The sequence below is a fragment of the Enterococcus sp. DIV0712 genome (assembly GCF_050554855.1).
GTDB lineage: Bacteria > Bacillota > Bacilli > Lactobacillales > Enterococcaceae > Enterococcus > Enterococcus faecalis.
Genome location: NZ_CP187333.1, coordinates 2,451,950 through 2,463,804 on the forward strand (window position 1 = coordinate 2,451,950; position 11,855 = coordinate 2,463,804).

An 11,855-nucleotide genomic window follows, 5' to 3' on the forward strand; every position below is an offset into this window, starting at 1 on the left:
TATTTATTGTTTGAACGGTAACGTTGCTCTCAAACCAGTTTGATTGAATTTTTTTATTTTCTATCAGACAAACAGACTAAAGATATTTTACTTCATATATTTTTCAAGCAATGACTTGATTCATAGAAATTACTGAGCAACCAGCCTACTTCCTATTTATGATACGGTTCCCCTTTCATAATCCGAAAACCACGATAAATTTGTTCAACTAATACCAAACGCATTAACTGATGTGGATAAGTTAAGCGGCCAAAAGAAATTTGTTGGTTACTTCGCTGAAGGACTGAATCACTGAGACCTAAGGAGCCACCAATGACAAAGGTTAGATTACTTTTACCACTAATCCCTAATTGTTCAATTTCTTTTGAAAATTCTTCACTAGATAATTGTTTGCCATTAATGGCTAAAACAAAGACGTATTCGTTGTCATTAATTTTCCCCAAAATACGTTGGCCTTCTTTTTCTTTGACTTGAAGCATTTCAGCGTCACTGAGTTTTTCTGGGGCTTTTTCATCTGGTACTTCAATGATTTCCATCTTGGCATAGCTATTTAAACGTTTCAGATATTCATTAATGCCTTGAATCAGGTATTTTTCTTTCAATTTTCCGACTGTTACTAGTTTAATTTTCACCTATTCCACTACTTTCTCGTTTTCTCTTCTTTCTTATTTTAGCACGAAGTTTGGCTACTTTCCACAACGTTTCCACATACTTATACACATATACACAGAGTTATCCACAGAACAAACTAAAAAATTACTTTATTTAACAGCTTTTTCAATACAAACACATATTCGCCACTGATTTGTCCACATTATCCACATTCTGTGGATAACTTTTCTGAAAACTGTACACAGAGTTATTCCCGATTTGTTCACATTTTTCTGTGTATAACTTTTTCATTCGTATTTTTTCTGTAATTTTTCCCTAAGTTGTTCATAAAAAATTCAAAGCTATTCGATAGACTAAAGGAGTAGGAAACAGATATACTTAATATAGAAAATTCAGATGAACTTATTGGGAGGTTATTTTATGCAACGAAAAGATGTTACACCTAATTCAGATAAAAAAAGTTTATTGCAAAAATTTGGGATTGGTTTAGCTGGCGGCTTACTTGGTGGCGCCCTTATTCTAGGAGGCGCTTATTCTGGGATTATTCCCACACCCAACGGCGGAAATAATGCAGCGACGACGACGTCCACTAATCACGGCGACACAAAAGTCAGCAATGTGAGTTACAATGTTTCTAGCGATGTCACAAAAGCCGTGAAAAAAGTTCAAAATTCTGTGGTTTCTGTCATTAATATGCAAAGTGCTAGCAACAATTCTTCGGCAGATGATCCTTTTGGGGGATTGTTCGGTGGGAATGAAGGTACTCAAGACTCTTCCGGCAACAATGGTAACGATTTAGAAGCAGCCAGTGAAGGTAGCGGGGTTATTTATAAGAAAGATGGTAAAACGGCTTATGTCGTGACAAATAACCACGTCGTAGATAAAGCGCAAGGATTGGAAGTTGTTTTGTCTGATGGTACCAAAGTGAAAGGCGAATTAGTCGGAACCGATGCTTACACGGATTTAGCCGTGATTAAAATTTCTTCCGACAAAGTTGATCAAGTCGCTGAATTTGGGAATTCTAGTAAAATCACAGTCGGTGAGCCTGCTATTGCGATTGGTTCCCCGCTAGGCTCTGATTATGCTAACTCTGTCACACAAGGAATCATCTCTTCTGTGAATAGAAATATTACCAATAAAAACGAGTCTGGTGAAACCATCAATATTAATGCCATTCAAACCGATGCTGCCATTAATCCAGGAAACTCTGGTGGTCCACTAATCAATATTGAAGGACAAGTCATTGGAATTAACTCAGTAAAAATTGTGCAATCAACTAGTCAAGTGAGCGTTGAAGGGATGGGCTTTGCCATTCCAAGTAATGACGTAGTCAACATTATCAACCAATTAGAAAAAGATGGTAAAGTGACACGACCAGCTCTTGGGATTACGATGTCTGATTTAACAGGTATCTCTTCACAACAACAAGAACAAATTTTAAAAATTCCAGCTTCTGTAAAAACTGGCGTAGTGGTTCGTGGTGTTGAAGCAGCGACCCCTGCTGAAAAGGCTGGATTGGAAAAATACGATGTTATCACGAAAGTTGACGGCCAAGACGTAAGCTCTACTACAGATTTACAAAGCGCGCTTTACAAGAAAAAAGTTGGCGACAAAATGGAAGTGACTTATTATCGTGGTTCTAAAGAAATGAAAGCAACCATCGATTTAACCATTGATAAATCAGCTTTAACACAACAAAATAATCGCAGCAATCAATAAAAGAAAGAAACGACCTGTTGTCTGAACAACAGGTCGTTTCTTTCTTTTATTCTCCTACCGCAAATGCAGAACCAACTTCTGCATCAAAAGGCAATTCTAAGATTCCTTTTTTAGCAGGTGCATTTGGTAAACGTAATTCTTTTGCTGAACAAATCATTCCAAAACTTTCTTCACCACGTAAAACCCCTGGCCAAATCATTAAACCATCAGGCATCATTGCGCCTGGCTTGGCAACAACTACTTTTTGTCCTGCTTTGATGTTCGGTGCGCCACAAACAATTTGTAAGATTTCGCCGTTGTCTACTTCTGTTTGTGTGATAGATAAATGATCTGAATCTGGGTGTTTTTTACATGATTTGACAAAGCCAACCACAATTTTAGGGGTGTCGTCTTTTTCAAGGGTTTCTGAAAATCCCGCATCTTTAATCGCTGTATTGACTTTTTCGATTTGTTCGTCTGTTAAAGTCACTTGGCCGGTGCCATTAATGTCACCTAGAAGCGCTGAAGCATTGAAAATATTCCAAGCTACCACTGTTTCTGGCGCCTCAACTAAACTTACACGTGCCACATCGCCGACACGTTTTACTTGGTTTTCCGCACCTTGATCGTCCGCAACGATGACAAGTAAGACATCGCCAACGTGTTCTTTGTTATATGCAAAAATCATTTCTGTTCCTCCTAAATTTGAAAGCTATAGGCTGGATAGCTAAATTCTCTCCTGTCCTATAGTAACAAAAAAAGTGGAAAGTTGCACTTACAATTATTGAATTTTAGGCAATCCCTAATGCTGCCAAAAAAATAGATAATAGAATAACCCCAACTAAAAGTGTCGTTGTTTTCACTTTTTTCCCTAATAACCAGTAAATAACTAAGAAGAATAAAGCCGGGAAAAAACCTAACATGATTTGGTCGATATATTCTTGTAATGGCGTGGCGATTTTTCCAGAGCCAACTTTGGCAGTTAACTCAAACACGACATTAGAAGCCGTCATCCCACCAATAACCATTAACCCTAAAATAGAGGCAGCTGTGGTAACTTTTTCGATTACGCCGCTATCTTCAACATCACTAAAAAATTTAGCACCTAATTTAAACCCTTTATCCAAACAGATATACCGTAAAGCAAAATGCGGAATATTGATAATCAGTAAAAAGGCAATCGGACCAAAAATATTTCCTTGTTTAGACAATGAAATAGCTACACCTGTTGCGATAACTTTTAAGGTCCCCCAAAAGAAAGAATCCCCAATCCCAGACATTGGTCCCATTAAACTAGTTTTCACTGCATTAATACTAGCTGAGTTAAATTCATGATTTTTAGCATTTTCTTCTTCCATTGCTCCAGAAATTCCTAATAATAAGGTAGAGATATGCGGGGTGACAGACATAAACTCTAAATGTCGTTCTAAGGCCGCTTTCTTCTCTTCATTATTTTTATACAACCTACGTATAATTGGAGCCATTGCATAAGCATAAGCTAAATTTTGCATCCGCTCATAATTCCATGATGCATCTAACGTTAAAGAGCGAAAAAATACAGACCAAAAATCTTTTTTAGTAATGACAGATTTTGTGTTTTTAGAATTCATTGTCATCGACAACAGCCTCCTTTGTTTGACCATCACTCATATTCATATATAGTAGGACAATCACGATGCCAAACAAAGCAATCCCCACTACTGAAATTTTTAAATAAGCAGCGAATAAAAAGCCTAATAATAGAAATGGAATCATCTTTTTTGTTACCATCATTCTTGCTAACATCGCAAAACCAATTGCTGGAATAATACCTGCCGCAATATCTAATCCATGCGTAATAAAGTCTGGGACATAAGACAATACCTTTTCAATAAACGGCACGCCTAAGTAAAAGCCTAATGCCACAATTAGAGCTAACAAAACTTTATTGCCAATTCCTGCAATTAGTTGAATTCGCTCTACCCCTTGAATATTGCCTCGTTTTGCTTCCTTATCAGCTAAATGGCTAGCGCCTGTAAGTAAAAATGTCATCTGAAGATTATCGATTAAAAGTACTAATGTAGCGATTGGAACAGCTAAAACAACCGCACTAGAAATTGATTGCCCACTCATAATTACATAAGCTGTTGCAATAATCGTTCCTGAAACAAAATCTGGTGGATTACTTGCGCCAACAGGAAATGCACCCATAAATACCAACTCTAATGTTGCGCCAAGCTTAATTCCCGTATCTAAGTCTCCTAAAGCTAACCCTACTAGCGGAGCGACAACAATTGGACGGTTCCACATCGTTGAACCAAACCAGCTATGCATGTAGGCAAAAAAGGCAATTAAAAACATTAATAGAACCTTGATAAATGTCACTTCCATCTATTTGACCCTCCTATTTATTTAATTTAATAACTTGTTTATAGCAACCTTTTGATCGTCAGGGACTAATTGAACGGTTAATTCGATTCCTTCATTAGTTAGTTCTTTAATTTGTGCAATGTCGGTTTCTGATAAATGAACAGCTTTTGAAATTTGTTTGCGCGTTTCCCCATTTTTCATTCCACCTAAATTAACTTCCTTAATTGTTGGCACTTCTTTGACCAATTGATACATATCAGCAACTGATTCACATAAAATAAATAGTTTATATTTATCTGTCACCCCAGAATTTAACGCCTTAATTGAATCATCAATCGTTTTCATAACTAATTTAACACCTGAAGGTTTTGCCATTTTCATAGCGCTCATTCTTAATGGATCCTCAACCAACGTATTACTAGCAATCAAAATACAATCTGCTTCTAAAAATTTTGTCCAAGTAAACCCGACCTGACCATGAATCAACCGATGGTCCACTCTTGTCATTTTAATCATCCTTATTCACCTCTCAGTTCTTTCACAATTTTCATAAACGAATCAACATAAGGAGCATAAATATCTCCCGTATCTTTTCTTGTATCTTTGAAGTTACTCCCTACAATTGCTGCATCGCAAATCGCCAATTGTTCTTTCACATTCTTGTCATTTAACCCCGCTGCGACAATTAACGGAAACTCAGGTAATTGTTTTCTAAACAACTTAATCTTTTCTAGTGATGTCTCTTCACCCGTTGCATTTTCTGTCACTGCAATAGCATCACAACGTTGCTGTGCAATTTTCAAATCTTCTTCGACTGATTTTTCAGACAACATTGGTTGATATTTGAAGCGCACGCCACCAATTAATTTTGCTGTTGTTTTTGCACGATATAAATCAAAAAAAGCTTGTAAGGATGCTTCATCCCGCGGTTTCACATGACCAACCACAGAATCAATCTGTAAAAATTGTAAATGATATTTATTGGCTAAATGAAAACCTAATGGGTCAACATTTAACACATTTACACCAATAGGAATCGGTAAATCTAATGAAGTAACATATTGGAGCGCTTTTTCTAGCTGAACATAATCCCCATAATAGTTCTCCATCAAAATTGCATCTATCCCATGTTCACTGTAAATTTGAATCTCTTTTTTTGCTCGCTCTTGAATCTCTTGATCTGTTTTACCTTTTAAATGAATCACCCCAATAATTGGTTTTTCAACAGCAAACAGCTCTAAAAAATCAGCTTTTTTCTTCATTAATACCCCTCCTAGAAATCATCATTTTCTATCTCTTCGATATGAACGCGTTGAATTCCTTGTCGTGCATTTCGAATAATTACCTGAATCTTTTCATCTGTTAATTTTTCTGAACCTGCTAGCATAAGCTCTAGTGCCAAATTCAAATTAACGCCAGAGAAAACGATTACATTTTCAAGTACAGTTAGCCCCATCATAGCTGTAACCACACTTGCACCAAATAAATCACCCATGAGGATAAATTCATCTTCTGGCGCTTGTTCGGCTTTCTTTTTTAACTCTCCAAAAAAATCAACTGCACTTTCACCTGGATACAGACTATATGTATGAACGGCAGCTGCAGAGTGTCCCGCAATCATTTCTAACGAGTGTTTAATCCCCTTAGAAAAATCACCATGTGAAGCAATGTAAAACCTTCTCATTTCATAAACCTCCTTTATTTATTATATGAACGAATGGCTACTTTGTAGGATTCGCTACGGATATATTGCTCATTAAAATATAAAATTTGATTATCATTATCCACAACTGTTTGATTAATTTTGACCAATGCTTCTTCTTCACTAATCGCTAATGCTTCTGCCAACTTTTCATCGGCCAAGGCAATTTCAATGATATTATCAAAATAGCTAGCAATTACTCCTCTATATTGCCGTAAAATATCTAATAATGAAGTATCTGTTAATTCTAAGTCCAACATAAACTGATCTTCTTTTCTAAAATAATCAATCTCGAAAATTGCAGGCATGTTATCTAACGAACGGAGGCGCTCAATAACAATAACTTCTGTCGCTTTTTCAACACCCAATGCTTCTGCAACATGCCCTGTTGCTTTTTTCAAACAAATTGATATGATCTTAGTTGTTGGTTTACGATTCATTTTTAAACCTGACTCAGTAAAACTCCCACCAGCTGTCATGCTCTCAACATAGGATGGCATTGAAACAAATGTCCCTTTTCCATGCCGTTTAATTAAAATATTTTCATCAACTAATTGTTTAATCGCATTACGAACGGTTACTCGGCTCACTCCGTAAATGGTCATCAATTGTTCTTCTGAAGGGATTTTTTCTCCTACTTGATATTCACCACTTCTAACTTTATTTAAAATAGCATCGTATAATTGTTGATAAAGCGGTGCTTTTTTATTTGATTCTAATTTATCCATTAATCATACACCTCATTTTAATACGTCTTAATACGTCTTAAAAATAGCAAATAAAAAAGAGAATGTCAAGAAAGAGTTTCCTTTCTTGACATTCTCTTTTTACTTATTTTTCTTCAGAGTGAACAATTAAGACATCGCAAGGGGCTTGACGAATAATGTAGCTACTGACGCTTCCCATGACCACACGTTCGACTGCGTTTAATCCTGATTGTCCCACCATAATTAAATCAACATTGTATTTTTCAGGTAATTCATGACTCATGACTTCTTTGGGTGAACCAAACATGGTAACTGTTTCAACATTATGAAAATCAACGCTTTCAGCATACTTTTTACAATCGGCCATTAATTCTTCCGCAGCAGCTGTTTCTTGATCAATTAATTGATCATTTAACGTCGAATACCCCATCATTGTATACACTTGATTTTCTAAAATATTTGCAACAATGACTCGGCTTCCGTTTCGACGAGCAACCTCAATTGCACGTTCATAAGCTAAATTAGCTTGATCACTACCGTCTACGCCGACAAGAATATTTTTATACATTTGTTCTTCCATTTTCGTCACCTTCCCGATGGAGGCTGATCTAAAAGGCTTCTTTGGCTAAGAAACTAGAGTCAAAAATGAATTTAGGACCCTTACGCAGAATGCCCTTTTGTCCAGCTGATTCTCTCTTAATTTAATGGTTCCTCTGGTTCATGAAAATTAGCCTAAGCTAGTTAAAAATGCACTGATTTCTTCTTTTGTTTTTCGGTCTTTGTTTACTAAGCGTCCTAACTCTTGACCGTTTTCAATTACGACAAAACTCGGAATACCAAAAATATTCCACTCGGCAGCCACGTCAATAAACTGATCACGGTCGACTTCGATAAATTGAAACGCTGGAAATGCTTCTTCAATTTCAGGCATGACTGGTTTAATGAAACGACAGTCTCCGCACCAATCAGCAGTAAAGAAGAAAACATTTTCACCTTTTTCAACATAAGTTGCTAGTTCTTCTAATGAATTGGGATAAATCATTTAAACATCCTCTACTTTCCGTAAACAATTGTATTAACTGTTGATTTATCCAAGCCACGTAATGCTTGTAACAACATTTCCCGCGCTGCTTCATAATCCGCAATACTAAACATTGTTTGATGCGTATGGATGTAACGACCACAAACGCCGATGACTGTACTTGGTACACCATTATTAGTTGTGTGCGCTGCCCCAGCATCCGTTCCGCCTTTAGAAACAAAATATTGATACGGAATATTGTGTGTCGCTGCTGTATCTAATAAATATTCACGTAAGCGAGGCAATGTGATCAAACCTGGGTCGAAAATCCGTAATAACGTTCCTTCACCTAAATGACCATACGTCCCTTTTTTCGTGTGAATATCATCTGCCGCTGAACAATCCACCGCAAAGAAGATATCTGGATTAAATTTATGAACAGATGGTTTAGAACCACGTAAACCAACTTCTTCTTGTACGTTTGCTCCAGCAATTAATGTGTGGCCTAATTCTTCATTTTGTAACGTTTCCAATGCATCTAATACCAACGTACAACCATAGCGGTTATCCCATGATTTACTGATAATATTTTTGCCATTGGCTGTTTTAATCGTTTCTGTTTGTGGAACAATGGAATCCCCTGGACGAACACCAAAGCTTTCAGCTTCTTCTTTTGAAGAGAATCCTGCATCAAATAACACATCAGAGACTTCTAATTGTTTTTGACCACTCGTACCACGCAATAAGTGTGGCGGAATAGATGAAGAAATACATGGATAGTTCCCTTTACTTGTTTTTAACGTAAAACGTTGTGCTGAAACAACATAGGGATTCCAGCCACCTAAAGGAACCACTTGGAATAAACCATTATCGTTAATTTGAGTTAACATGAAGCCAACTTCGTCCATGTGAGCTGCTACCATTACGCGTGGCGCTGCTTCCACTTTTGAACGTTTAATCCCAAAAATACCACCTAAACCATCATATTGGACATCGTCCACCAATGGGGTGATATGTTCTTTCATGTACGCGCGAATGTCGTCTTCAAATCCGCTGGTTCCTTGTAATTCAGTTAATTCCTTGATTCGTTGAAATGTTTTTTCTTCCATAGATGTATGTCCTATTGCTTTTGATTTGTTGGAAATTACGCCAACCAAGCGTCACTTTTTCTCTAAAAAGTCACTTTATCCTGTCGATAAAAATAGGTACTCCTTTCATATGATTTCACTCTTATTATAACGCAAATACTAGAAAATGCACATCGCTTTCTCTTTTTAAACGTGACAATGAGAATGCCCTAAAAGAATGATTGAAAAACTTTTTTTATTTCTCAGCGGCCCCTTCTCTATGGTAAAATAAGAGTGATACTGACAAAAGTAATAGTAAGCAGAAACCGACCAAGGGAGGTCATACAAATGAACGAAGAAAATGAGTTGACATACTTTAAAGGCGGCTTAGCGCTAGGCGTTGGTCTTGGTTTAGTAGGCGGCATTGCCTCAACCTTGTTCTACCATAAGAAAAAAACAATCTCCGCTGATCTCGTCTTAGAAAATGTAAAAGCTGCTTTTTTAAAAGAAGGACCGATTGAAGGTTCGTGGATTGAGTTTGAGAAAAAGCCCTTGCGGAAATTCGCCATCCACTCCAAAACATATACTGGAGGAATTTGCCGCATTGAAGACGACGGCATTGTTCAATACGAATTCACTGCAGATGCCTACACAGGAACTGTCATTGACATTCAACGATTAAAAGATTAAAAAGATTGTTACAAAAGCACTTATTTGCTTTTGTAACAATCTTTTTTTCTTCTCATTTGTTTTTTGTAAAAGGGATGTTTATTTTATGTCAAAAAAATCAAATCAATGATGAATAAATACTCAAAAATCGAATGTTTTCTGCATGGAAATCAGCTTAAATCTTTACTTATCAACGTTTGTCCACTTTTTTCATAAAAAAGATTAGACATTTTTTAAAAATTGATAAAAGAATAATCATTTCTAACGATTTTTTAATTTCTCCTTTTCATTTTTACATTATACTGAGAGTATTGCTAAAAATGAAAAGGAGCGTGTCAAATGAAGAAATCTGTTTTATTTACTTCATTACTTGTATTATCAAGCTTAGCTTTAGCGGCCTGCGGCGGTGGCAGTGACGATAAAGGAGCAAGCAACGGCGGCAGCGACAACCAAGTATACACAATGGTTGAATCCCAAGAAATGCCTAGTGCCGATCCGTCCCTTGCGACAGATGAAGTGAGTTTTACCACTTTAAATAATGTCTACGAAGGAATCTATCGTTTAGATAAAGACAACAAACCCGCGCCTGCTGGTGCAGCCGAAAAAGCGACTGTTTCAGAAGACGGTTTAGTTTACAAAGTTAAATTACGTGAAGAATCAAAATGGTCTGATGGCAAACCAGTTACTGCTGCAGATTACGTTTACGGTTGGCAACGAACAGTGGATCCTGCTACTGCTTCAGAATATGCCTACATGTTTGAACCAGTAAAAAATGCTGAAAAAATTTCTAAAGGGGAACTACCTAAAGAAGAATTGGGCATTAAAGCAATCAATGATCATGAATTAGAAATCACTTTAGAAACAGCAACACCATATTTTGACGATTTATTGGCTTTCCCTTCTTTCTTGCCGCAACGTCAAGATATCGTTGAACGTTTTGGTAAAGATTATACAAAGAGTAGCGATAAAGCAGTCTACAATGGTCCGTTTACGCTAACTGAGTTTGATGGTCCCGGAACAGATACTAAATGGTCTCTAACTAAAAATGAAGAATATTGGGACAAAGAGACTGTCAAGTTAGATAAAGTCGCTATCAACGTGGTAAAAGAAGCCCCAACTGCCTTAAATCTTTATGAAACTGGTGAAGTGGATGATACGTATTTATCTGGCGAACTGGCCCAACAAATGCAAAACTCGCCTGACTTGGTCCAATTAAAAGCCGCTTCTTCTTTCTATTTAGAAATGAATCAAGCAGATGAAAAATCACCATTGACCAACGCAAACTTACGTCGTGCTATGTCTTATGCCATCGATCGCGATTCATTAGCTAAAAACATTTTAGCCAATGGCTCTCTTCCTTCACAAGGCTTCGTTCCTGTGGATGTCGCGAAATCACCAAAAACGGGTGAAGACTTTGTTAAAGAAGCCGGCAGCGACAAATTAGTCAAATACGACAAGAAAAAAGCTGTGGAATACTGGAACAAAGCGAAACAAGAACTTGGTGTTTCCAACTTAACGGTTGATTTAATGGTAGACGACTCTGAAGGCGCTAAAAAAATGGGCGAATATCTTCAAGGATCACTATCTGATACTTTGGAAGGCTTAAAAGTAACTGTGACGCCTGTCCCTATGGCTGTTCGCTTAGATCGTACCTTAAAAGGGGATTTCCAAATCGCTGTTCGTGGTTGGAGTGCCGACTATTCAGACCCAATTAACTTCTTAGATTTATTAGAAAGCTCAACTTCTAATAACCGTGGACGTTACAGCAATCCTGAATACGATAAATTCATTGCTGCGTCCAAAACCACAGATGTTAACGATCCTGAAAAACGCTGGGAAGATTTAATCAACGCTGAAAAAACAGTAATTGCTGATATGGGTGTTGTGCCAATTTACCAAAAAGCAGAATCACACTTACGTGCACCAAACGTGAAAGAAATTATTTATCATCCAACAGGTGCTAAATACGACTTCAAGTGGGCGTATAAAGAATAATCACTCGATTAAATTTAGAAAAAGATTTGGAACAA

General features: G+C 37.0%; 14 protein-coding genes. 3 read left to right on the forward strand and 11 right to left on the reverse strand.

Going from position 1 to position 11,855, the window contains the following annotated elements; all coding sequences use genetic code 11:
• Nucleotides 1-152: 152 nt before the first annotated feature.
• Nucleotides 153-632, reverse strand: a complete 480-nt coding sequence (rlmH, locus tag IGL42_RS11720) for a 23S rRNA (pseudouridine(1915)-N(3))-methyltransferase RlmH (protein WP_002355021.1) — start codon at nt 630-632, stop codon at nt 153-155.
• A gap of 400 nt (nt 633-1,032) precedes the next feature.
• Here rlmH and IGL42_RS11725 point away from each other — a divergent pair, with 400 nt between their 5' ends.
• Entirely contained in the window at nt 1,033-2,331 is a 1,299-nt protein-coding gene (locus tag IGL42_RS11725; RefSeq protein ID WP_002368406.1) for a S1C family serine protease, read from the forward strand.
• A gap of 46 nt (nt 2,332-2,377) precedes the next feature.
• On the opposite strand, the gene ytpR is transcribed toward IGL42_RS11725, so the two are convergent.
• The 10 genes from ytpR to pepA form a co-directional block, all read right to left on the reverse strand.
• Nucleotides 2,378-2,998, reverse strand: a complete 621-nt coding sequence (gene ytpR, locus IGL42_RS11730) for a YtpR family tRNA-binding protein (protein ID WP_002361057.1) — start codon at nt 2,996-2,998, stop codon at nt 2,378-2,380.
• 103 nt (nt 2,999-3,101) lie between these two features.
• Nucleotides 3,102-3,926, reverse strand: coding sequence for a PTS system mannose/fructose/sorbose family transporter subunit IID (locus IGL42_RS11735; protein ID WP_002385250.1), 825 nt, complete (start codon nt 3,924-3,926; stop codon nt 3,102-3,104).
• Nucleotides 3,910-4,680, reverse strand: a complete 771-nt coding sequence (locus tag IGL42_RS11740) for a PTS mannose/fructose/sorbose/N-acetylgalactosamine transporter subunit IIC (protein ID WP_002365320.1) — start codon at nt 4,678-4,680, stop codon at nt 3,910-3,912. Before IGL42_RS11740 ends, IGL42_RS11735 begins: the two co-directional genes overlap by 17 nt.
• A gap of 21 nt (nt 4,681-4,701) precedes the next feature.
• Nucleotides 4,702-5,175, reverse strand: a complete 474-nt coding sequence (locus IGL42_RS11745; protein ID WP_002359087.1) for a PTS sugar transporter subunit IIB — start codon at nt 5,173-5,175, stop codon at nt 4,702-4,704.
• A 2-nt stretch (nt 5,176-5,177) separates the two neighbouring features.
• Nucleotides 5,178-5,921, reverse strand: a complete 744-nt coding sequence (locus IGL42_RS11750) for a BtpA/SgcQ family protein (protein ID WP_010710898.1) — start codon at nt 5,919-5,921, stop codon at nt 5,178-5,180.
• An 11-nt stretch (nt 5,922-5,932) separates the two neighbouring features.
• Nucleotides 5,933-6,343: a PTS sugar transporter subunit IIA gene (locus tag IGL42_RS11755; protein ID WP_002359084.1), complete on the reverse strand. Its 411-nt coding sequence runs from the start codon at nt 6,341-6,343 to the stop codon at nt 5,933-5,935.
• A 14-nt stretch (nt 6,344-6,357) separates the two neighbouring features.
• The gene (locus tag IGL42_RS11760; protein ID WP_002365323.1) at nt 6,358-7,089 is read right to left on the reverse strand and encodes a GntR family transcriptional regulator; all 732 of its coding nucleotides are present in this window, start codon (nt 7,087-7,089) and stop codon (nt 6,358-6,360) included.
• 103 nt (nt 7,090-7,192) lie between these two features.
• Nucleotides 7,193-7,648 (reverse strand): universal stress protein, encoded by a 456-nt coding sequence (locus IGL42_RS11765; RefSeq protein ID WP_002385249.1) that lies wholly within the window; start codon nt 7,646-7,648, stop codon nt 7,193-7,195.
• A 147-nt stretch (nt 7,649-7,795) separates the two neighbouring features.
• Nucleotides 7,796-8,110 carry a thioredoxin family protein gene (locus IGL42_RS11770; RefSeq protein ID WP_010710897.1) on the reverse strand — a complete coding sequence of 105 codons (315 nt, stop codon included), beginning with the start codon at nt 8,108-8,110 and terminating at the stop codon, nt 7,796-7,798.
• Nucleotides 8,111-8,121: 11 nt separating this feature from the next.
• Nucleotides 8,122-9,198: a glutamyl aminopeptidase gene (gene pepA / locus IGL42_RS11775; RefSeq protein ID WP_002355013.1), complete on the reverse strand. Its 1,077-nt coding sequence runs from the start codon at nt 9,196-9,198 to the stop codon at nt 8,122-8,124.
• 306 nt (nt 9,199-9,504) lie between these two features.
• Here pepA and IGL42_RS11780 point away from each other — a divergent pair, with 306 nt between their 5' ends.
• On the forward strand, nt 9,505-9,846 hold the full coding sequence (locus IGL42_RS11780) for a PepSY domain-containing protein (protein WP_002355012.1): 342 nt from the start codon (nt 9,505-9,507) through the stop codon (nt 9,844-9,846).
• A gap of 318 nt (nt 9,847-10,164) precedes the next feature.
• On the forward strand, nt 10,165-11,820 hold the full coding sequence (locus tag IGL42_RS11785) for a peptide ABC transporter substrate-binding protein (RefSeq protein ID WP_002355011.1): 1,656 nt from the start codon (nt 10,165-10,167) through the stop codon (nt 11,818-11,820).
• The last annotated feature ends 35 nt before the right edge of the window (nt 11,821-11,855 follow it).

Coding starts and splice junctions, on each gene's coding strand:
- IGL42_RS11725 (WP_002368406.1), top strand. CDS start 1,033: ATGCAACGAAAAGATGTTACACCTAATTCAGATAAAAAAAGTTTATTG.
- ytpR (WP_002361057.1), bottom strand. CDS start 2,998: ATGATTTTTGCATATAACAAAGAACACGTTGGCGATGTCTTACTTGTC.
- IGL42_RS11735 (WP_002385250.1), bottom strand. CDS start 3,926: ATGACAATGAATTCTAAAAACACAAAATCTGTCATTACTAAAAAAGAT.
- IGL42_RS11740 (WP_002365320.1), bottom strand. CDS start 4,680: ATGGAAGTGACATTTATCAAGGTTCTATTAATGTTTTTAATTGCCTTT.
- IGL42_RS11745 (WP_002359087.1), bottom strand. CDS start 5,175: ATGATTAAAATGACAAGAGTGGACCATCGGTTGATTCATGGTCAGGTC.
- IGL42_RS11750 (WP_010710898.1), bottom strand. CDS start 5,921: ATGAAGAAAAAAGCTGATTTTTTAGAGCTGTTTGCTGTTGAAAAACCA.
- IGL42_RS11755 (WP_002359084.1), bottom strand. CDS start 6,343: ATGAGAAGGTTTTACATTGCTTCACATGGTGATTTTTCTAAGGGGATT.
- IGL42_RS11760 (WP_002365323.1), bottom strand. CDS start 7,089: ATGGATAAATTAGAATCAAATAAAAAAGCACCGCTTTATCAACAATTA.
- IGL42_RS11765 (WP_002385249.1), bottom strand. CDS start 7,648: ATGGAAGAACAAATGTATAAAAATATTCTTGTCGGCGTAGACGGTAGT.
- IGL42_RS11770 (WP_010710897.1), bottom strand. CDS start 8,110: ATGATTTATCCCAATTCATTAGAAGAACTAGCAACTTATGTTGAAAAA.
- pepA (WP_002355013.1), bottom strand. CDS start 9,198: ATGGAAGAAAAAACATTTCAACGAATCAAGGAATTAACTGAATTACAA.
- IGL42_RS11780 (WP_002355012.1), top strand. CDS start 9,505: ATGAACGAAGAAAATGAGTTGACATACTTTAAAGGCGGCTTAGCGCTA.
- IGL42_RS11785 (WP_002355011.1), top strand. CDS start 10,165: ATGAAGAAATCTGTTTTATTTACTTCATTACTTGTATTATCAAGCTTA.